Source organism: Postechiella marina, assembly GCF_039538365.1.
GTDB classification, from domain to species: domain Bacteria; phylum Bacteroidota; class Bacteroidia; order Flavobacteriales; family Flavobacteriaceae; genus Postechiella; species Postechiella marina.
Map to the genome: position 1 here is coordinate 337910 of NZ_BAABCA010000002.1, position 23775 is coordinate 361684.

13 protein-coding genes are annotated in these 23775 nt (G+C 32.8%); 1 reads left to right on the forward strand and 12 read right to left on the reverse strand.

Features of this window, described 5'->3' with window-relative positions; genetic code table 11:
- Positions 1 to 26: 26 nt before the first annotated feature.
- Positions 27 to 788 (reverse strand): exodeoxyribonuclease III, encoded by a 762-nt coding sequence (locus ABD715_RS05280; RefSeq protein WP_344787067.1) that lies wholly within the window; start codon positions 786 to 788, stop codon positions 27 to 29.
- 215 nt (positions 789 to 1003) lie between these two features.
- On the opposite strand from ABD715_RS05280, the gene ABD715_RS05285 reads away from it, so the two are divergent.
- Positions 1004 to 4423 carry a hypothetical protein gene (locus ABD715_RS05285; RefSeq protein WP_344787068.1) on the forward strand — a complete coding sequence of 1140 codons (3420 nt, stop codon included), beginning with the start codon at positions 1004 to 1006 and terminating at the stop codon, positions 4421 to 4423.
- On the opposite strand, the gene ABD715_RS05290 is transcribed toward ABD715_RS05285, so the two are convergent.
- The 11 genes from ABD715_RS05290 to ABD715_RS05340 form a co-directional block, all read right to left on the reverse strand.
- A complete protein-coding gene (locus tag ABD715_RS05290; protein WP_344787069.1) occupies positions 4424 to 5332 on the reverse strand; it encodes a M28 family peptidase in 909 nt (302 codons plus the stop codon).
- A gap of 67 nt (positions 5333 to 5399) precedes the next feature.
- The gene (locus ABD715_RS05295) at positions 5400 to 7538 is read right to left on the reverse strand and encodes a c-type cytochrome domain-containing protein (RefSeq protein WP_344787070.1); all 2139 of its coding nucleotides are present in this window, start codon (positions 7536 to 7538) and stop codon (positions 5400 to 5402) included.
- Between the two features lie 6 nt (positions 7539 to 7544).
- Entirely contained in the window at positions 7545 to 8999 is a 1455-nt protein-coding gene (locus tag ABD715_RS05300) for a DUF1501 domain-containing protein (protein WP_344787071.1), read from the reverse strand.
- A 6-nt stretch (positions 9000 to 9005) separates the two neighbouring features.
- On the reverse strand, positions 9006 to 11312 hold the full coding sequence (locus ABD715_RS05305) for a PSD1 and planctomycete cytochrome C domain-containing protein (protein WP_344787073.1): 2307 nt from the start codon (positions 11310 to 11312) through the stop codon (positions 9006 to 9008).
- Positions 11312 to 12370, reverse strand: coding sequence for a 6-bladed beta-propeller (locus ABD715_RS05310; RefSeq protein ID WP_344787074.1), 1059 nt, complete (start codon positions 12368 to 12370; stop codon positions 11312 to 11314). Before ABD715_RS05310 ends, ABD715_RS05305 begins: the two co-directional genes overlap by 1 nt.
- A 148-nt stretch (positions 12371 to 12518) precedes the next feature.
- Positions 12519 to 14825, reverse strand: a complete 2307-nt coding sequence (locus tag ABD715_RS05315) for a PSD1 and planctomycete cytochrome C domain-containing protein (protein ID WP_344787075.1) — start codon at positions 14823 to 14825, stop codon at positions 12519 to 12521.
- Positions 14826 to 14919: 94 nt separating this feature from the next.
- Positions 14920 to 18867 (reverse strand): hybrid sensor histidine kinase/response regulator transcription factor, encoded by a 3948-nt coding sequence (locus ABD715_RS05320; protein ID WP_344787076.1) that lies wholly within the window; start codon positions 18865 to 18867, stop codon positions 14920 to 14922.
- 44 nt (positions 18868 to 18911) lie between these two features.
- Positions 18912 to 20087 (reverse strand): carboxypeptidase-like regulatory domain-containing protein, encoded by a 1176-nt coding sequence (locus tag ABD715_RS05325; protein WP_344787077.1) that lies wholly within the window; start codon positions 20085 to 20087, stop codon positions 18912 to 18914.
- A 176-nt stretch (positions 20088 to 20263) separates the two neighbouring features.
- Positions 20264 to 21010 (reverse strand): succinate dehydrogenase/fumarate reductase iron-sulfur subunit, encoded by a 747-nt coding sequence (locus tag ABD715_RS05330; protein WP_344787078.1) that lies wholly within the window; start codon positions 21008 to 21010, stop codon positions 20264 to 20266.
- A gap of 9 nt (positions 21011 to 21019) precedes the next feature.
- Complete coding sequence (locus tag ABD715_RS05335; RefSeq protein WP_344787079.1) at positions 21020 to 23032, reverse strand: fumarate reductase/succinate dehydrogenase flavoprotein subunit; 2013 nt, start codon at positions 23030 to 23032, stop codon at positions 21020 to 21022.
- A gap of 11 nt (positions 23033 to 23043) precedes the next feature.
- Positions 23044 to 23721 (reverse strand): succinate dehydrogenase cytochrome b subunit, encoded by a 678-nt coding sequence (locus ABD715_RS05340; protein WP_344787080.1) that lies wholly within the window; start codon positions 23719 to 23721, stop codon positions 23044 to 23046.
- Between the last annotated feature and the right edge of the window lie 54 nt (positions 23722 to 23775).

Consider the following 23775-nt stretch of genomic DNA (forward strand, 5'->3'; position numbering starts at 1 on the left):
TTATTTGATTATTTTTTAGGTTGCTATTATTTATCTATTTCTACTAGAATTGGACAATGGTCTGAATGTACAGCATCTGACAATATAACTGCTCTTTTTATATTTTCTTGTAATGGTTTTGCTACCATAGCATAATCTAAACGCCAACCTTTATTATTAGCTCTAGAGTTTGCCCTGTAACTCCACCAACTGTATTGTTGTTTGTCTTTATTTAAATAACGAAAAGAATCTATAAATCCGCTATCTATAAACTTACCAATCCATTCTCGCTCTACTGGTAAAAACCCTGAAACACCTTTCATTTTTGGGTTATGAATATCTATTTCTTCGTGACAAATGTTGTAATCGCCAAGAATAACTAGGTTAGGTATGTCTTTTTTTAATGTATTAACATACTCTTGAAACATATCCATATATTCTAACTTATGGTCTAATCGTGCTGCATTGGTTCCCGATGGTAAATACATGCTCATTACAGACACGCCATCAAAATCTGCACGCAGGTTTCTACCTTCGAAGTCCATGGACTCAATTCCTGTGCCAAACTCGACATGGTTAGGCTCTATTTTACTTAAAATAGCCACACCGCTATATCCTTTTTTTTGCGCACTAAACCAATAGTTGTATACATAACCAGCATCTTCAAAAACAGAAAGGTCTAACTGCTCTTTCATTGCCTTTATTTCTTGTAAACAAATAACATCTGGATTGGCGCTTTTTAACCAACCAGCAAAGTCTTTTTTTAAAGCTGCTCTTATGCCATTTACATTGTACGATATAATTTTCATGTTCTTTAAATTTTAAAGTGCTATTCTAAATTTATATAAGAATAACATTTTGTAGATTGTTTTATTATAAGCAGGAAACTAAAACCAGCTAATAGTAATGTGTCTTAGTTTTAGCTAAAATAAATAATACGTTACTTTTACACTATTATTATAACGTGCAATTAACAAAATCTATCAACAAAATATTTTATACTTTTTACAGTTTTATTATCTCAATGAAATATTTTACATGTATACTTATCTGTTTTCTTTGTTTTTGTGGTGTTTCGCATAGCCAAATATCTAATTACAAAACGAAAAAAGTTGCTGTAAAAGACTCTATAAAAATTGAAGACGTAAGCATAAATTCTAATGCTTTTTCGGTTAGAAAAAAAGACAATACACTAATAGATTCTTCTTTTTATAGTATTAATTTCCCTAAAGCTATTTTAACTTTTAAAAAAACTATAGATACCGACTCTATTATTATTAATTATTTAAAATTTCCAGATTTTTTAACCAAAACATACAAAGAACTAGATGAAAGCATTATAGTTAACAATACAAACACCACCAACAAATTATACAAACTTACACAGCCTAACACATCTAAAAGTTACATTCCGTTTGATGGTCTTACCACATCGGGTAGTATTTCTCGTGGAGTAACAGTGGGTAATAACCAAAACTCGGTTTTAAATAGTGAATTAGATTTACAAATAAGCGGAAAACTTAACGAAAAAGTATCGCTTAGAGCTTCGATTCAAGATGCCAACATCCCTTTACAAGAAAGTGGATATTCGCAACGCTTAGACGAGTTTGACCAAGTTTTTATAGAGCTTTACAGCAACAAGTGGAACATACGTGCTGGCGATATAGATTTACAAAATCAAGATTCTTATTTTGCTAGTTTTTCTAAACGCGCACAAGGTTTATTTGTTAATGCCAAATTAGGCAACGACGAGCAAACCAATGTTTTTGCTGCAGGAGCTTTGGTACGCGGGCAATTTACCACAAGCCAATTTACAGCACAAGAAGGTAACCAAGGTCCATACAAATTGCAAGGCCAAAATGGAGAACTTTTTGTACTTATTGTATCTGGTAGCGAAACTATTTATGTTAATGGTGTACCTGTTAAACGTGGAGAAAACGAAGATTATATTATAGATTATAATGCTGGAGAAATTATTTTTAACTCTACTTTTCCTATTACTTCTGAAATGCGTATTACTGCCGATTATCAATTTAGCGAACGTAATTACTCGCGACTTGTGGCTTATGGTGGTGGTAAATTTGAAAGTGATAAATTAAATATTGGTGTTTCTGTGTATTCTGAAAACGATTCTAAAAACCAACCTTTACAGCAAAACCTATCTGAAGAGCAAGTAGATATTTTAGCAAATGCGGGAGACGATAAATCGCAAATGGTAGCACCATCAGAAATTAAAGAAACACTAAACGAAAACCGAATTCTTTATAAAAAAGAGATTATTAATGGCACAGAGGCTTTTGTTTTTTCGAATAATGAAAACGACGAACTTTACCGAGTTACTTTTAGCAATGTTGGAGAAAACCAAGGCGACTATAATTTAAGCAGCATAAATGCTATTAACAATATTTACGAATTTGTTGGTGTTTTACAAGGTAATTACGCCCCTGTAGTGCAGCTTATTGCCCCAACAAAATTGCAAATAGTTGTGGTTAACGGGACTTACAAACCATCGAACAAAACAAACATTAAGTTTGAAGGCTCTGGAAGTAAAAACGATTTAAATGCCTTTTCTAATATAGATGATGACAATAATAATGGCTTTGCAGGAAAACTAAATATAGAACAAAATTTAATAAAGAAAGATAGCTTATGGAGTTTAAACGCTTATATTGATAGCGATTATATCTCTGCTAATTATAGAAACATTGAGGGTTTATACAATCCCGAGTTTAATAGAGATTGGAATTTAGAGCAACCAACAGGAAACCAAATTATTGGCAACTTGGGCAATCAAATTTTATTAAATTCTGGCCTGCATTTATTTCATCCTAAAAAAGGGTTTATCGATTATCAATTTCAACATTTAAATTATTCTTATGGCTTTAATGGCAACCGGCATGTGGCAAGTGCTCATGTTTTTTTTAATAAGCTCCAATTATTCTCTAACTCTAGCTTTTTAAAATCGGCTTCAAACGCAAATACCTCAACTTTTTTAAGGTCTTACAACACTCTAATATACGGAATGAAAAAAAGCTGGATAGGCACCAAACTAGCTATTGAAGACAACCAACAAAAAGACATTAACACCAAAGTATTAACACCTCTAAGTCAGAAATTTAAATCGTACGAAATATTTACTGGCATTGGAGATAGCAGCCAGGTTTTTGCAGAAATAGGATATAAAAACCGTGCAAACGATAGTATTAAAAATAATAAATTGCAAAGAGTAAACACATCGAACACCTTTTATTTAGACTCTAAATTAATTAAGAATACAACTACCAATTTGTCTTTTTACGCAAACTACAGAATGCTTAAAAATGAAGACGAAGCTATTGATGACGAACAATCTATAAACTCTAGAATACAATACAATCAAAAACTTTTTAAACAACTTGTACTATGGAATACAGTTTTTGAAACCAACTCTGGCGCCTTAGCACAACAAGATTTCACCTATGTAGAAGTAGAGCCTGGACAAGGCACTTACACCTGGATTGATTATAACAATAATGGTATACAAGAACTTGAAGAGTTTGAAATTGCCCAATTTCAAGATCAAGGCAAATATATTCGTGTACTTTTACCAAATCGTGTTTTTGTAAAAACACACCAAAATAGACTAAGCCAAACACTTACTATAAACCCATCGCAATGGTCGGTTAGTAAAAACTCATCTAAAAAATTCTGGTCTCATTTTTACAATCAAACCAGTTATTTAATTGATAGAAAAATAAAAAGAGATGGTAATAATTTTAATTTAAATCCTTTTAAAGAAGATGAAGAAAACCAATTAGGATTGCAATTAAACTTAAGAAATGTATTCTTTTTTAACAGAGGAAAGCAGCATTACACAACCTCGTACACCTATTTAAAAAACCAATCGAGAAATATACTATCTATTGGTTTTATAGAAAACAACTTAAAGAGCCACCAAGTAAACTTTAACCATAAAATTGAAGATAGCTGGTTACTAAATATGCTTTTTGCTCTTGACACCAACGAAAGTATTAGCGAAAATTTTGCCAGCAAGAATTACAACTTTGACGAAACACGTTTTAACCCTAAAATATCGTACATTTTAAACGATAACGCGCAGTTTGATATCTTTTATCAATACGCAACAAAAGACAATACTATTGGTGGATTAGAGTCTTTAAAACAACAAAAATACGGCACATCGTTTGCTTTTTCTAATCAAGAACGTGGTGCTATAAATGGAGAGTTTAATTTCTTTTCTAATAGTTTTACTGGTAGTGCAAACACACCAGTATCTTACCAAATGTTAGAAGGCTTACAAGATGGAAAAAACTTTACATGGAGTTTATTAGCACAAAAGAAAATAACTAAATTTTTAGATTTAAACCTTAGTTATTTTGGAAGAAAGACCGAAACGAGTAAAACCATTCATACAGGAAACATTCAACTAAAAGCTTATTTTTAATTACAGAGATTTGTCTGTTTTTTCAAAAACAGACATAATGGTTTCTACTGCTTTTTTGTAAAATTCTGGGTGGATATTTTCGTAATCATCTGTAGGTTCATGATAATCCTTATGGTCTTCTACTCCAAAATATAAAAAGGGAATATTATTTTTATAGAAATTGGCATGATCTGAGGCATAGGTCCAATTTTCTAAACCATCTTCGCCATCGTGTCCTAGTTTAAGCTCTAAATCATCAACAGTATTTACACCTAAAATTAATTGTTTCAAAGTTTTGTTAAAGGCTGTACCCACAACAAACAATTCATTTTTAACACTTCTACTAATCATGTCTAAATTTATATTAAGCTTTATGTTTTTTAAAGAAATAGCAGAGGTGCTTACAAAATACTTAGACCCACGAAGCCCTAATTCTTCAGCATCAAAGGCTGCTAAAATAACAGAATGCTTTGGCGGGTGGGTTTTAAAATATTCTGCGAAAGCAAACAAAGCACTTACTCCAGAAGCGTTATCATCTGCTCCATTAAAAATTTGCCCCCCTTTTTTTCCTTCATGATCGTAATGAGCGCTAATAACAATATATTTATTAGCATGTTCTGTGCCTTTAACAACTCCTAAAACATTTGATGCATTATACGTTTTATTACCTTTAACAAAGGTAAAAGGCTGTTCGAAAGATTTTTTAAAAGGCTTTAATCCAGAGCTGTAAAATTGATTTATAATATATTTTTTAGCTTTTACTGCGCCTTTAGTTCCTGTGCGCCTGCCCTCGAAGATATCGGAAGAAAGCGTTTTTACATGCTGCAACAAAGCGTCTTTACTCCATGAATTGACAGCATTATTCGCATTTTGAGCAAAACCAATACAGCTAAAGCCTATAAAAAATACTAAAATTTTAATTTGTAGCATAAACAAAAAACTAACTTATACTAAAGTAGTATTAATTTAGTATAAGTTAGTTTTTTATTAATTAGAATTAATAAAAATACAGTTGATCTACATAAATTCTAGATTTTTTATGGGGTGTTGCTATAATTTTATAATATTTAAAGATTTTGTTTTTTGGCACTTCAATTTTAAGTCTTCGTGGCCTTTTATCCTCAATATCTTGATTCTTTTTATCTCCTTTTAGTTTTCTTGGTGTTTTTTTAATTTGTTTTAATAAAGTAAGATTGTTTTTATCTTGACCTGCCCAAACCTCTAATGTAGCTAAAGGCTCTGTTTTAGACCATTTATGCACACCATAATTAAAAATAATATGCTTTATAGTTGGCGGATTTTCTCCAAAATAAGCAAGAGCGTTTAAAGGGTTGTTAAAGTTAAATGCAGCCCAAGATGGTGTGGAATTTGCTGTACCATTTCCTGCTTTATTATGGTCTATTAATATTCTTGAAGCTACACCAATAAATTCGTTGTTTTCACCTTCGTAGGTTACTTCAAATTGTTTTGGCGTATAGCCTTTATCTATAAATTTAATAGTTTTTACATTACTTGCCAACCAACCTTTTTTATAAGCAATGGCCTTAAAAGGTTTCTTATTTTTTAAATCGACTTGAATTGGCGTTTTAAATAATTTAGAAGATTTAGTAGGAACTGTACCATCTGTAGTATAGCGTATTTCTACTCCTGGCATTTTATGTCCTAACTCGATAAAATCACCTTTAGAAATAATAGTTTTTTCACTTAACAACACAGGTGGAGTTAGCTTTAATGCCTTACCATCACTTTTAAACCCTGTTTCAAAATGCACATTAGGAAATTCTAATTTTAAACCATCAATAGCCTCGTTATTTATTTCTGTATTCCATAAATAAAGTGTTTCTAGCTTAGGTAATTGTTTTAATAAATCTTTAATTTCAACATCTACTTTTGTTCCGCTTAAAGACAGAGTTTTTAAATTAACACAGGTTTTTAAGCCCGATAAATCATTGGTTGTAACATCAGTAAAGTTTAGCAGTAAATTATTTAGGTTTGATAACGAACTTATAAAATCTATAGATGATTTATCTACAGGAAGAAACGATAAGTTTAAAGAAACAATTTGTTCTTTTATACTCGATAAATCGGTAAGAAACTCTGGTCTATACGTTTCTCTTCCGTTTATAACCACCTCTATAGCTGGAGATGCTGGCGATTTTTGAATAACACTTCTAAAAGGGTTTTGTAATCCATCAATAATTTCGGTTTTAGCAAAATTAAAAGCAAAAACAGGCTCTATGCTTTTGTTTTTAGATGCTAGTAATTTTGATGTAATCTGCTTTAAACCATCCTCTTCTGGTAATTGTGCCAATGCAATTTTATTGTCTGCGCCTTGTTTAATCCATGCATTTATTAATTGTATTTCGCCCTTGGTAAGTTGTTTTTTACCCTGAGGTGGCATATGCTTCTTATTATCTTCGGGTAAATGTACACGTTTTAATAAGGCACTTTTCTCTGGGTTTCCTGCAATCCAAAGTTTGCCTCCTTTTCCTCCATGCATCATGCCTTCAAAAGAACTCATGTCTAACTCACCCTTTCGTTTTTCAGAATTATGACAACTTAAACATTTAGAATCTAACACTGGTTTTACAAAACCTTGAAAAATTGGAGTCTCTTCATTAAGTTTTACAACCTTTGTTTTAACTAAAGGTTCGGTTATAAAATTAGTACCATGTGTTAAACCAGCACCATAGTGGCCAACAAAAACAACACCAATTACGCCTACGTAAAGCAACGCATTAAACACCTTTTCTTTTTTAACAAAAGTAAGTACGTAAACTAGAAAACATATACCAACTCCAAACCATTTATGCAGTGTCATTAAATCTGTAGTGTCGCCTTCCATAGAAAGAAAAAGTCCCATTATAGTTGCTATAACCGTTGTAAATGCAGTAAACACTATTAAAAACCTGTTTATGTTTTTATAAGTTTCTGCTTCGATTTGTTTTTTAAAAAAACTAAAAATAGCTAGCAAAACAATAAACGCAATTGGAAAGTGTAAAACAAGCGGATGCATTCTACCAAGGGGTTGAAGCCAATAGGGAATAATAACACCTTTCTCGAAAATTAATAACACCACCAAAAAGCAATGCAATAAAAATAATAGGTTTATAACTGTAGATTCTAGTTTTTTCATGTTCTTTTACGCCAAAATATCTTTAACAACATGCCCATGCACATCGGTTAATCTAAATCGTCTTCCTAAATGTTTGTATGTTAACTTTTCGTGGTCTAGCCCCATTAAATGCATAATGGTAGCATGTAAATCATGAATATGCACAGGGTTTTCAATAATGTTATACCCAAATTCGTCTGTTTTACCGTAAGACATTCCGCCTTTTACTCCACCACCAGCCATAAACATACTAAATGCTCTTGGGTGATGATCTCTTCCATAATTATCTTTAGTTAATTTACCTTGACAATAGTTAGTTCGCCCAAATTCGCCACCCCAAATCACTAAAGTTTCGTCTAATAATCCACGTTGTTTTAAATCTGTTATTAAAGCAGCCGATGCTTTGTCTACATCCATGGCTTGCTTAGGCATATCTCTTTGCAAGTTACCATGTTGATCCCACCCTTGGTGATACAATTGTACAAACCTCACACCAGATTCAGATAGTTTTCTAGCCAGTAAACAGTTAGACGCATAAGTACCCGGAATTAAAGAATCTGAGCCATACATTTCTGTAATATGAGCAGGCTCTTTAGATAAATCTGTAATTTCTGGAACAGCAGTTTGCATTCTAAACGCCATTTCGTACTGCTTAATTTTTGCATGTATTTCTGGATCGCCAAACTCTGCATGCCCTAAATTATTTAGTTCTGCTAGATTATCTAACATTTTTTTTCGTTGCATTTTATCCATACCTTTTGGGTTGTTTAAATACAAAATAGGATCTTCGCTAGCACTTAATTGTACACCTTGATGTGTACTGTCTAAAAAACCGTTAGACCATAATTTTGAATACACACCTTGACCGTTACCAGAACCTTTTGAGAGTAACACACAAAAGGCGGGTAGGTTTTTGTTTTCGCTGCCTAAACCATAACTAAACCAAGACCCCATACTTGGTCTGTTACCTTGTTGAGACCCTGTTTGCAAGAATGTTAATGCTGGATCGTGGTTAATAGCATCTGTGTGCATACTCTTTATAACACAAATATCGTCTGTGATTTTTGCGATATTAGGAAACAAATCACTTACCCAAGTACCCGATTTTCCATATTGATTAAAGTCGAATTTAGAACCAACCAAGGGGAAGTTTTTTTGATTTGCGGTCATTCCTGTTAAACGTTGTCCTTGACGGATTGAGTCTGGCAAATCTTCGCCAAACATATCTCTAAGTTTTGGTTTATAGTCAAAACTTTCTAGTTGCGATGGTGCACCGTTTTGTGTAAGCATAATAATGCGTTTTGCTTTAGATGCAAAATGCTTAATACCAAGAGGCAACTCGTTGCTTGCAACAGGAGACCCCTTTAATAAATCTGGAATTAAAAGAGATCCTAAAGCAGCGCCTCCTACTCCCATAGCCATTTTACCTAAAAAATGCCTTCTGTTTATGTTTAATCGATGTTCAAAAAATTCTTTGTCCATGGGTCTTTAACTTTTCATTATTGTTTCTTCCATATTATACAAGGTGTGTATAATTTGCATTAGGGAGGCTACTTTAACAGAGTCTCTGTTTTTAGAAATAGGATATTCACCAACATCAATAAAGTTTAATGCATTTTCTGGTGTTTCTGTAAATGCTTCTTTTTGTTCGTTGTAATATGCAAGGAGAATATCTTTTTCTTTTGGTTTTATTTTACGACAAACAATTAATCGAAATGCTTTTTCAATCTTTTGATCTATAGACAATTGTTCTTTATTTAATTTTTCTGACAATACACGTGCAGACTCTAAAGTTGTAGGGCCATTTAGCATAATTAAAGCTTGTAAAGGTGTAGATGTACTTTGTCTTTTTACTTCGCATTGGTCTCTAGTAGCAGCATCAAAAGTGGTTTGTACAGGTGGTAAAACCGTTCTTTTAATTAAGGTATAAATGCCTCTACGGTATAATTTATCGCCATGATCTTGAACATAAGTTGCCAACAAACCTCTTCTAGAACTTGCAGATGCCCACAACTTATCTGGTTGGTATGGTTTTACACTAGGGCCTCCAATTTCTTTATTAAGCAAACCGCTACTTTCTAAAATATGATCTCTAATTATTTCGGCATTTAAACGGGTTCTGTTCATTCTAGCTAAAAACATATTTTCTGGATCTGTTTTTAATTTATCAGGCTGAACAATTGTAGATTGTGTATAGGTTGCAGAGGTTACAATTTGCTTTATAAGACGTTTAATATCCCATCCGTTTTCTTGAAAATCTACCGCCAACCAGTCTAACAATTTAGAATGCGTTGGTAAATCGCCTTGCATACCAAAATCTCCAGAAGAATTTACAATACCTCTACCAAAAATATCTTGCCACACTCGATTAACGTAAACACGAGCTGTTAATGGGTTATTTTTATCAATTAACCATTTGGCTAAACCAAGCCTATTAGATTCAAATTTGTCCTTGTTAAATTCAAGAATTGCTTTAGGAGTATCAAAATCTACAGTATCGGTTTTACCATCATACACCCCTCTATCTAGAACATGTGTGGTACGAATTCCGGGTTTGTCTTCCATAACCATAACATTTACATTTTCAGGGCTTTTTTTGTTTATAAATGGTAGTTTGTCTTTAATCAGTTTATCATCAATAGTAATAAGTGGCGGGTTTGCAAGTACGCGCACACCACTGTACAATCCTTTTTCTGGTACTTTATCAAAAAAGGCAAATGCACTGTAATAATCTTTTTGAGAAATAGGATCGTATTTATGATCATGACATTTAGCACACTCAAAAGTCAACCCAAGAAAAGCTTTTCCGAAGGTGTTAGTTCTGTCGGTAACATATTCTATGCGATATTCTTCTTGTATTACACCGCCTTCTTGTGTTATTTTATGGTTTCTGTTAAACCCTGTGGCTAAAATGGCTTCAATATTTTTTTGTGGTAACAAATCGCCAGCCAGTTGCCAAGTTATAAACTTATCGTAGCTGTAATTTTCGTTAAACGCATGAATTACCCAATCTCTCCATGGCCACATGCTACGTCCGCAATCATCTTGATACCCATGAGAATCTGCATAACGCGCTACATCAAGCCAATGAAGAGCCATTTTTTCTCCATAATGTTTATTGGCTAAAAGTTGGTCTACAACTTTTTGGTAAGCATCGGTAGAAGTATCGTTTAAAAATTGGTTTTGCAATTCTAAAGATGGAGGTAATCCTGTTAAATCGAAAGCAACGCGTTTTAAAAGACGCTCTTTCCCTGCTCTTTGGTTTGGCTGAAGCCCCATACCTTCAATTTTATTTAATATAAAATAGTCAATATCGTTAGCAACCCAATCTGCATTTTTAACTTCTGGAAGCTCTGGTTTTCTGGGAGCCACAAATGCCCAATGCTTTTGATAGTTTGCCCCTTGTTTTATCCACTTTCTTATTATTTTTATTTCGTATTCTGACAGTTTTAAATTAGAATCGCTAGGTGGCATAACCTTTAAAGTATCGTTTGTAGTTATTCTAGCAATAACCTCAGATTTATCTGGTTCTCCGCTTACAATAGCATGCTTATCTTTATTGTCTTTTAAGGCTTTATACGCACCTTCTTCTGTATCTAATCTAAGATCTGCAGATCTTTTGTTTGCATCTGGCCCATGGCAATTAAAACACTTATCAGACAGAATAGGGCGTACATCAAAATTATAATCTACAATTTTTGGCACCTTCTTTTCTGGTATATTGGTATAGCCTGTATTCTTGTTTTTACAAGACGAGATTATAATTATAATTAATATGAGAAATCTAAACTTCATTATATTCTCTCTAATTTAATAGGATATGATTTATTAGCGTTCCATTGGCATACATAAAGGTTTTTATCTTCGTCTACACACACATCGTGACAGTGATTAAAAAGCGGTGTGTTTTGAAGCATAAGTTGTAATTCTCCGCCTTTATACTTTGGTTTTTCTCCGCCAGGGTTAGACACTACTTTATCATTTCTATCTAAAATAGTTACAAAGCCAGAATCTGGAACGCGCTCCAAGTATTTCATTCTAGACCAACATACGCCAGAATAGATATTTTCGCCATCTACAACTGGCCTACAAACATAGGCTCCTGGTAAATAAATGGTAGATATATATTTGCCATCTAGTGTAAATCTTTTAAATGAATTATGTACTCTAGAGGTACACAAAAGTGTAATATTGTTTGGGTCTCTATCGTCTATAGCAACACCGTGAGCATTATTTAATTGCTCGTCTTTATGACCTTTACCACCAAACTTCCTGATAAACTCTCCGTTTTTATTGAATTGCAAAATCCAATCTGATCCGTATCCATCAGAAACATAAATATCACCGTTTGGAGCAATAGCAGTTTCTGTTGGTTTATATCTCATTTTTTCGGTATAAACTCCTATTTTTTTCGGATTAGGAAGTTCCGTAAGTACCTTACCATCAACCGTTGTTTTTATTACTTTTCCGCCATTGGGATCGCAGATAAACAATACATCCTCTTCTCCTTCATTAAATAATGTTAACCCGTGTCCAGATTTATATTCGTGTCCCCAAGTTTTAATTAGTTTACCAGACTTATCGTAGATAATAATATTATTCTTGGTTTCGTCTGTAACCATAATTAAACGCCCTTTAGAGTCTAAAACCATTTCGTGACAGTTTTTAATAGGTGTTGTATTAGGATCTAGATTTCCCCAAGATTTATGCACACGGTATTTAAAATTGCCATGACCAATTATTTGATTACTTAATTCTGGTTTCTTTAAAATAGTAAAACCGTATGATGGCACGGATAAAACAGTACTTGCTAAGGCTGTTTTTTTAATAAAGTCTCTACGTGAATTTGTCATTTAGTTTAGTTTTATAAAGGCTGGTCTTCAAATTTACCTTGAAACCCATAAGGCAAGGTGGATTTTTTGTTTAAAGAGTTGCACATATTACGCATTACACATATGTTGTAGTAAAACACAATTACGGTTACTGTTTATTATCAAGGCTTTAACCCTTCATTATTGTTTCTTCCATATTATAAAGCGTGTGTATAATTTGCATGAGCGATGCGACTTCAACGTTATCTCTGTTTTCTGAAATAGGGTATTCGCCCACATCAATAAAAGCCTTAGCATTGTCTGGTTTTGTATTAAATGCTTCTTTTTGTTCGTTATAATAAGTGGTTAAAATATTCTTTTCTTCAGGCTTCATTTTACGACATAATATAAGCTGAAATGCCTTTTCTATTTTTTGTTCTACAGATAGTTCTTCTTTATTTAATTTTTCTGACAGTACACGAGCAGACTCCAAGGTTGTTGGTCCGTTTAACATTATTAAAGCTTGCAATGGTGTAGATGTGCTTTGTCTTTTTACTTCGCATTGGTCTCGTGCTGCTGCATCAAAAGTAGTTTGTACAGGAGGCAATACCGTTCTTTTAATAAATGTATAAATACCTCTACGGTATAATTTATCTCCGTGATCTTGAATGTAGTTTGTTAATATACCTCTGCCTGTGCCTGCCAATTTCCAGAGGTTATTTGGTTGATACGGTTTTACACTTGGGCCACCAATTTCTTTATTTAACAAACCACTACTTTCTAAGACATGGTCGCGTATCATTTCTGCATTTAACCTTGTTCTTTGCTTTCTAGCTAAATAGATATTCTCTGGGTCTATGTCTGTTTTTTTTGATTGAACAACGCTAGATTGTGTATAGGTAGCAGAGGTTACAATTTGTTTTATAAGTCTTTTAATATCCCAACCGTTTTCCCGAAAATCTACAGCTAACCAATCTAATAATTCAAAATGTGTTGGTAAATCGCCTTGCATACCAAAATCTCCAGACGAATTTACTATACCAGCTCCAAAAACATCTTGCCAAACACGATTAACAAACACTCTAGATGTTAAAGGGTTTTTATTGTCTAGCAACCATTTTGCTAACCCGAGTCTGTTACTATCAAATTTATTTTTATTAAACTCTAAAATGGCTTTTGGTGTATTAAAATCTACAGTATCGGTTTTAGCATCATAAACGCCTCGATCTAAAACATGTGTCGCTCTTATACCAACAGAATCTTCCATTACCATCACCTTTACATTTTCTGGACCTGTTTTATTTATAAAAGGTAGTTCGGTTTTAATAAGTTTATTATCTATAACAATAAGTGGAGGGTCTGCAAAATTTCTATCTATTTTATATAAGCCTTTTTCTGGAACTTTGTCAAAAAAAGCAAATGTACTATAGTAATCTTTTTGAGATATAGGGTCGTATTTATGATCGTGACATTTGGCACATTCAAAGGTTAAACCAAGAAAGGCTTTACCAAACGTATTGGTTCTATCTGTAACATATTCTATACGGTATTCTTCATCTATAACGCCACCTTCCTGCGTTATTTTATGGTTTCGGTTAAAGCCTGTAGCTAAAATAGCTTCAATATTTTTCTTTGGTAATAAATCGCCTGCTAATTGCCAGGTTATAAATTTATCATAAGTATAATTTTGATTAAATGCATGAATAACCCAATCGCGCCATGGCCACATGGTTCTTGCTCCATCGTCTTGATAACCATGAGAATCTGCATATCGTGCCACATCCAACCAATGGTTTGCCATTTTTTCTCCATAATGTTTATTGGCTAAAAGTTGGTCTACTATTTTCTCGTAAGCATTTTTGGAAGTGTCTGCTAAAAACTGATTTTGCAGCTCTAAAGATGGAGGTAACCCTGTTATATCAAAAGCAACACGTTTTAAGAGACGTTCCTTTTTTGCCCTTTGATTAGGTTGCAACCCTATACTTTCAATTTTATTTAATATAAAATAATCGATATCGTTACTAACCCAATCTTTATTTTCTACCTCTGGAAGTTTATGCTTTACTGGAGGAACAAATGCCCAATGTTTTTGATAATTAGCTCCTTGTTTTATCCACTTTTTTATAACTTTAATCTCGTATTTTGATAGCTTTAAATTAGAATCGATTGGAGGCATAACCCTCATTGTATCGCTTGTTGTTATTCTAACAAAAACTTCTGATTCATCTGGTTTTCCGCCAACAATGGCATGTTTGGTTTTGTCTTCTTTTAAGGCTTTAAAAGCACCTTGCTCTGTATCTAACCTAAGACCTGCAGACCTTTTATTGGCATCTGGACCATGACAGTTAAAACATTTATCTGAAAGAATAGGACGCACATCAAAATTATAATCTACAACCTTAGGTATTTTCTTTTCGGGAATATTTGCGTAATTAGAATTATTGTCTTTACAAGAAGACATTATAATTAGAATAAAAAAGAGATACCTTAACTTCATTTCTTTATTTAAAAAAACAGTGCCTTCAAAAGTAAATTAGAAGTACAGAAATGGAGGTGGATTTTTTATTTATAATGGTGTAAATATTAAACAATTACTCCAAAGTGTTCTTTTTAGGAACGTAGTAAGATGGTGGGTTACCAAACTCTTTTTTAAAGGATCGACTAAAATAACGATTGTCGTTATACCCTATTTTATACGATATTTCTTTTAAGGTATACTTTTTCTCTTTTATAAGCTGCATTGCAATAGTGAGCTTATACGAGTTTATGTATTCTATAATAGATTTACCCGTAAGTGCTTGAATTTTTCTATAAAGTTGAGATCTGCTTATAGCCAATTCTGAGCACAGTTGATCTACCGAAAAATCTGAATTTTCAAGATGTTTATCTAGAACTAAGTTTACTTTTTCTAAATATTTATCGTCGTTTTTAGAATTTGAAACACTTAATTCTTGTGGATTTTCTAGTTTGAATTTTTTAAGTAATTGATTTCTACTCTCTAAAACATTTTTAATTTTTAGTTTAATTTCTGAAATATTAAAAGGTTTCTGAATGTAATCTTCTGCACCAGTAGTTAAACCTGCTATTTTATTTTCGACACCTGTTTTAGCAGTTAAAAATAAAAGCGGAATATGCGATGTTAAATCGTTACTCTTTAATTGATTTGCAAGCTGAATACCGTCCGACTCTGGCATCATAATATCACTAATTATAACATCTGGCAATGTTGCTATTGCTAATTGCAAGCCTTCTTTTCCGTTTTCTGCTTCAACTATTTGATAGGTTTCTTTTAGCTCATCATGTATATAACCCCTAATATCATCATTATCTTCAACAATAAGTACTAACGTTTTTTCCGCATTAATTTCTGGAAGTTTATTTTCTATATTAGTATACTCATTTTGATAATCTTTATACCCAATAGGTATTTCTACTTTAAAATGACACCCTTTTTCTGCGCTTGTTTTTAATTCAATGGTTCCGTTATGCAACTTTACAAGTTCTGCTGTAAGAGACAAACCTATACCGCTACTATATCCAAAATCTGGATTTTCGTCTAATTGATAAAAACGCTCGAATACTTTTTCTTGATATTCTATAGGAATTCCGGAGCCATTATCTATAACATGAATTTCTATAAAACCGTTAACAACCTTATTATCTTCTTTGGTTTCTATATCTTTTAGCTTAACTAGTAATTGCACAGTTCCTGCTTTAGGCGTGTATTTAAAAGCATTAGACATAAGGTTGGTTACTATTTTTTCTAAAACATCGGCATCAAAAAACAGTTCGTGTTTGCTGTCTGGAAGCTCATTTATATAGCTAATATTTTTTTCTTTAGACCAATATTGAGATGATGCATTAATATTATTAAAAACAGAAAAGTCGTTTTGCATTGAAATTTGAAGCTTTTGACTACTTTCTAACTTTCTAAAATCTAAAATTTGATTAACCAATTCTAATAGTCTGGAACTATTACGATGCATCATTTCTAAAACCTTATTATTCGGTTTTGTTTTTTCTTGCACAAACTTATCTAAAGGAGACGTAATTAAAGTTAAAGGCGTCCGTAATTCGTGAGATATGTTAGTAAAAAATTTCAATTTCATTTTAGCAACTTCTTCAAATTGCAAAACACGTTCTTTTTCTATTTCAAATTTAGATCGATTTCTTTCCTTTTTAATAACTAGCCATATTATTAAAACAAAAAGCGACATGGCTATAATTAGTCCCAATATTTTAACCCACAACAACTCCCAAAATGGTGGTTTTATAGTAATATTTATTTTTTTAATTTGATTGCTCCAAACACCATGCTCGTTACTACCTTTAACCATAAAAGTGTATGTACCAGATGGAATATTTGTATATGTTGCTTTTTGGTTACCTTGTACATTAATCCAAGATTTATCGTAACCATCTAGTTTATACGCAAACTTACAGCGCCCGTTATTGTTGTAATTTATAACTTGAAATTCGAACTCAAACTTTTTGTCTTCATATGCTAAATTAACAAGCTCTTCAACCTCAATATTTTTAGAAATGTACTTGCTGTTAGAGGTTATAACTTCGTTATTAACCCATAATTTTGATATATATAATTTAGGCGCTTTACTACTTTCGATAACTTGATTTGGATTAAAAATCATCAACCCTTTATTGGTCTCAAAAACAAGTTCACCAGTATCTAAATGTAAACTCGACCTGCCTATAACATGAGATAATAAACCATCTTGCTCGTTTAATATTCTAATGTCATCGTTTGTATAATCGTATTTTATTAAGCCATTTAAGGTCCCAATCCATAAATTACCATCTTCATCTTGCTCTATCGATTGTACTATTTTATCTTTTATTATAGGGTTTTCGCATTGTACAAAAGTGTTTGTTTCTCGGTCTAACCTGCAAAGTCCTGCTTTTGTACCAAACCACAAATTATGCTGTTTGTCTTCGAATATTTCATTTACAAAATTGTTATTTAGGGTTGTTTTATCTCCAATTTTATGTCTGTAATGAATAAATTCTTGAGTATTAGTAATGTGTTTTTTTAAACCATCTCCAAAAGTACCAATCCAAACATCTCCTTTAGAGTCTTCGAAAATAACCGATGCGCGATGAAAATAGCCTATACCATTTGGCGTATCCCAATCGCATTCGTACTTTATATTTATGTTAGATTTAATATTGTAATTTGAAGCCCCTAAAACCTCTCCAACCCACAATTGATTGGTTGACGTTTGTATAATAGCAAAAGGCCAAACATCTTGTTTTTGTTTCTGAATTAAATCTCCAGAGGTTGAAAATTCATAGTAATATTCATGATCTGTAACCCATACATTATTATTTTTATTTGTGGCTATATAAGTAAACCCTTTAAAAGGTATTTCTAGTTTTTTAAGTTCTTGTGTTTTTTTATCTATCAGGTTAATTCTACTGCCATTTGATACCCAAAAGTTATGGGATGTTTGAGCAATTTGACCTTTATAATTTTCTTTAATAAACGATTTAAATGGTGTTGTTTTTTCTTCGATAAGAAAGAAATTACCCGACAAATCTAAAAGCCAAGTAGCATGATTTATGTGATTATGATACAAGCGTATGGGCCAAAACCCTTTTTCAGAACTAAACAACTCGTCTATGTTAATTTGTTGTTTTAATTTTAAATGAGAATCTACAATATAAATAGAGCCACCGCTTAAAAACCAACAATTTTCGTCGTTTTTCTTCTTTACACCAGAAGCTGCACCTTTAAATTGGTTTATTTTAGTAAAACTATTTTTTTTGTTATTGTAAATAAAAAATTTTTGAGAAGCACTTATTAGTTTTCCGTTATAATATTCTAACCTATGGTGATGTTGTGGCTCTGTACTTGGAGTAATATAATGCCTTTTAAATTTTTGAGTTTTAGTATTAAAAATGTTTAAACCAATCCAGGTGCCAATAGCTAAGTTTCCGTTTGGCAATTCTTCAATTGCAAGCACATTATTATGACTTATACTTGTTGCGTCTTTTGCATCGTATTTAAAAGGTTTAAAAGTATTATTTTCACGATCCATTAGATTTAAACCGCCACCATCTGTACCAATATAGAATTGATTGTTTTTGGTTTCGAAAATCGTTTTGATTTCGTTAAAACTTATACTTTTATCATTTTCTTCGTCATGAATAAACTGCTGAAAACAATCGCAATCTCTATCATACCTAAGCAAACCACCACCATAAGTGCCAACCCATAATGTTTTTTGTTTGTCTTCGTAGAGGTAAGAAACATTATTATCTGTAATACTGGTTTTATCGTTTTCGCTTTTAATGTAATTTTTAAAATTACTACCATCAAAACGCCACAAACCATTTGAAGAACCTATCCATACAAAGCCAAATGAGTCTTCGACAATAGTTTGAGAATTTGTTTCTATTGGGAGTTTGAAATGGGTAATTTCAAAGTTTTCAATAAATTTTTGAGCATTCCCTCTTCTATTAAAGAAAAAAAGAATTAATAAAAATAAAACAGTATATTTTATATGTTTCTTACTAGGCATTTAATAACCATATTAGATTGTATTAATTAATATAGCCTTTTTTACTATTTATTTACCAATTCGAATTGAGTTTCTAATGGCACTCCATAAATAGACTCTAGCTCTTTTACACTTTTTTTGTAAAAATCTGATTCTGGTGGCATGCTTAAGTTTTTCCAAAAAGTAGCGTTGTATTTAACATCTAAATCTCCCATGTCTTTTCCGTATCTACCAAAGCTACTAACTTTTATTTTCTTTTTATTAGTTTCTATACCTAAAACAATAGCTTCGTGCTTATAAGACACAGCTACCTTATCCTTTTTTAAACCTAAAGCTTTTTGGTAAATTGGATTTAAAGGCATATTAGAGCTCCATACTCGACTATGATAACTTAAATAAAGCCTGCCATCAAAATGTTTTTTATAAATGTATATAGCGTCTAAATCGGTAGTTTCTACCTTATATATCGCAAAATTATCTACTCCTATATATAGTTTAACTTTTTTCCATTTTTGTTTTTTACCAACACCTTGAAGTATTACTAAATCTTCGCCATCATACCTAGTATCTCCTATTTTTTTCCAAGTATAGTCTTTAAGTATATTTCCTTGTCTTAGCGGGTCTCTTTGTGCCACAACATTTATAGCATGATAGGTTTGTTTTTTCTTTGCAAACCTATAGTCTGCAGATTTTCTACCTTCTGCAACCTCAATATCTGTAAATTCAGTATTAATTGGGCCATTATCTAGAACTTTTACATATTGTTCTGCAAGAAATCTAGCTTTATAATTTTCGCTAGAAAACCGGCGATATAGCACATTTAATTGATGTCTATTACTAACTGTAGTTTTCTTTAAACTTTTAACTGCTAGTTTTATATAATCTGTAGTTTTTAAAATATTTACTGCATCAAGAGATACAATGTCTTCTAATAAAACAATGGTTTTCTCTTTTTGGTTTATGTAATCTTGAACCGTAATTTTAATAGTTTTATAACCTATGCTAGACACCTCTAAAGTATCGCTTAAATTACTTTTTGAAAGATTCATAGAAAAAGCTCCCTCTTCATTACTAGAAGTTCCCACGTATTTTGAAGGTATACCTATTGCAACGTAGGGAATTCCGTAATTACTTTCGTCTACAATGGTTCCATTTACTAGCAAATCATTTTGTTGGGAATAGCCAAGAAAGCATATGCATATAAAAAATAATAAAGAATAGAATAATTTAAAAGATGTCATGTTTAGTTTAGTTTTAGCCTCTCTAAATATAGAAAGGAAATAAGAAACTATAAAATTTTAAAACCTAAGTGCTCTTAAAAAGAACAAAAATGCCTTAAACATCATCTTTTTCAAAAAAAAGCATAAAAAAACCCATACCAAATAATGATATGGGCTTTTTTACTTTATAATTAATACTACGACTTAATTGTAGCTTTCATTAATTCTCTATTCATTCTTGCAATGTTGTCTAAAGAAATGCCTTTAGGACACTCAACCTCGCAAGCTCCAGTGTTGGTACAGTTACCAAAACCTTCTAAATCCATTTGCGCAACCATGTTTTTAACACGATCTGTAGCCTCTACTTGTCCTTGTGGCAATAAAGCATATTGTGATACTTTAGCGCCTACAAATAACATGGCAGAAGAGTTTTTACAAGTCGCTACACAAGCCCCACAACCAATACAAGTTGCAGCATCCATAGCCTCGTCTGCTGCGTGTTTAGAAATTGGTAAAGCATTAGCATCTTGAGTGTTTCCAGAAGTGTTTACAGAAATGTAACCACCAGCTTGTTGTATACGCTCAAAAGATGTTCTATCTACAACTAAATCTTTAATTACAGGAAATGCTGCTGCTCTAAATGGTTCGATAGTAATTGTATCGCCATCTTTAAACATACGCATGTGTAATTGGCAAGTTGTTACGCCTCTATCTGGCCCGTGTGCTTCTCCATTAATATACATAGAGCACATCCCACAAATACCCTCACGACAATCATGATCGAAAGCTACTGGTTCTTCACCAGAGTTTACCAACTGTTCGTTTAAAACATCCATCATTTCTAGAAAAGACATATGCTCTGAAATCTCAGTTACTTTATAATCTACCATCTGACCCTTTGAACTAGCGTCTTTTTGTCTCCAAATTTTTAATGTTAAATTCATATGTTTTTCTTATTTGTATGAACGTTGTTTAAGTTCAATATCTTTAAATTCTAATTCTTCTTTATGTAATTCTGCATCTGCAGGTTCTCCTTTGTATTCCCAAGCCGAAACAAATGCAAACTCTTCATCGTTACGCTTTGCTTCACCTTTTTGAGGCCCATCGAGTTCAGCAGACTCTTCTCTAAAGTGTCCTCCACAAGATTCAGCTCTTGTTAAAGCATCTTTAGCAAATAACTCTCCTAACTCTAAGAAATCTGCTACTCTTCCAGCTTTTTCAAGTTCTGGGTTCATTTCGTTAGATGCTCCAGGAACAGAAACTTCTTTCCAGAATTCTTCACGAATAGCTTTTATTTCGACCATAGCTTCTTTTAAGCCTTTTTCGTTTCTTGACATTCCACATTTATCCCACATTACTTTTCCAAGTTTTTTGTGGAAATAATCAACAGATTTTGTTCCTTTATTAGTTATAAAGAATTCTATTCTCTCTTTAACTTCTTTTTCAGCTTGGTCAAATTCAGCAGTATCTGTTGGTATTTTCCCTGTACGAATATCATCAGATAAATAATCACCTATTGTATAAGGTAATACAAAATACCCATCGGCTAAACCTTGCATTAAAGCAGAAGCCCCAAGCCTGTTTGCTCCATGATCAGAGAAATTAGCTTCACCAATACAGTATAAACCAGGAACAGTTGTCATTAGGTTATAATCAACCCATACACCACCCATTGTGTAGTGAACTGCAGGATAAATCATCATTGGCGTTTTGTATGGATTCTCATCTACGATTTTCTCATACATTTGGAATAAGTTTCCGTATTTAGCCTCGACAATAGCTTGTCCTAATTCGTATATTTTTGCTTCTGAAGGATTATTGATATTGTGAATTTTTGCTTGCTCTTTTCCGTAACGCTCAATTGCAGAAGCAAAATCTAAGTACACAGCTTCGCCAGTTGCATTAACACCATAACCAGCATCGCAACGTTCTTTTGCTGCTCTCGAAGCCACATCACGAGGTACTAAGTTACCAAATGCTGGGTAACGACGCTCTAAGTAATAATCTCTTTCGTCTTCAGACAAATCGGTTGGCTTTTTCTTGCCTTCGCGAATTGCCATAACATCATCCATATTTTTTGGTACCCAAATACGTCCATCGTTACGTAAAGACTCAGACATTAATGTTAATTTAGACTGATAATCTCCCGAACGCGGAATACATGTTGGGTGAATTTGTGTGTAACAAGGGTTAGCGAAAAACGCTCCTTTTTTGTGTATTTTCCAACCAGCAGAAACATTAGATCCCATAGCGTTTGTAGATAAGAAAAATACGTTTCCGTACCCTCCAGAAGCCACAACTACCGCATGCGCAGAATGACGCTCTATTTCACCAGTTATTAAGTTTCTAGCTATAATTCCTCTTGCTTTTCCGTCAACTTTTACAACATCAAGCATTTCATGACGATTGAACATTTCAATCTTACCACGAGCAATTTGACGGTTCATTGCAGAATATGCACCTAATAATAATTGTTGTCCTGTTTGCCCTTTAGCGTAAAATGTTCTTGACACTAATACACCACCAAACGAACGGTTATCTAACAATCCTCCATAATCACGAGCAAAAGGAACACCTTGAGCTACACATTGATCTATAATGTTTGCAGACACCTCTGCTAAACGATATACATTAGCTTCGCGAGATCTGTAATCGCCTCCTTTTACAGTATCGTAAAACAATCTGTAAGTTGAGTCTCCATCACCTTGATAGTTTTTTGCAGCATTAATACCTCCTTGTGCAGCAATAGAGTGTGCACGACGCGGAGAATCTTGATAAGCAAATGCTTTTACGTTATATCCTAACTCAGCCAAGGTTGCAGCAGCAGAACCACCAGCTAAACCTGTTCCTACCACAATTATGTCGATATGACGCTTGTTTGCAGGATTTACTAAGTCTATTTTATTTTTATAATCTGTCCATTTATCTTGAATTGGACCTTGAGGTACTTTTGAATCTAAAGCCATAGTATTTAAGATTAATGGTTATTTAATAAGAAATGAAAAAGCGCAACGAAAACAAATCCTAATGGGATTAAAATTGAATACGCCTTACCGAATAGTTGTAAGTTCTTTTTACGACCAGCTGTAGATCCCATAGATTGAAAAGCAGATGTAAATCCATGTGCTAGGTGTAAACCTAAAAGTACAAACGAAATTACATAAGCTCCTACTCTTAAAGGATTTTGAAATTTCTCAACTAGTTCGTGGTAATATCTAAATTCACCGTTATGCAACCCAGACACATCTCCAACAATATATTTTGTGTTAATTTCTGGAATCCAAAAATCGATAAAGTGAAGTACAATAAACGCTAGAATTACTAGCCCGCTGTAAATCATGTTTCTACTTGACCATGAAGAGTTTGCTGCTCCGTTGTTTTTTGCATAAGAAACACCATTCGCTTTTTTATTTTTAAGCTCAAGAATGAATCCCATTACAAAGTGAAATACAACAGCAAAAATTAATACCGGTTGTAGTGCAAATTGAACAAGTGGGTTTGTACCCATAAAATGTGATACTTCGTTAAATGCATCTGGACTAAAAACTGATAATAAGTTTATAAATAAATGCTGAAGTAAGAAAAACATTAGGAAGAGCGCTGATAGCGCCATAGCTACCTTTCTTCCAATCGAAGATTTAAAAAATCCACTCATATTTTGAAGTTAGTTTATAATTTATACAAATGTAAGCTAGGAAGCATTTATAGA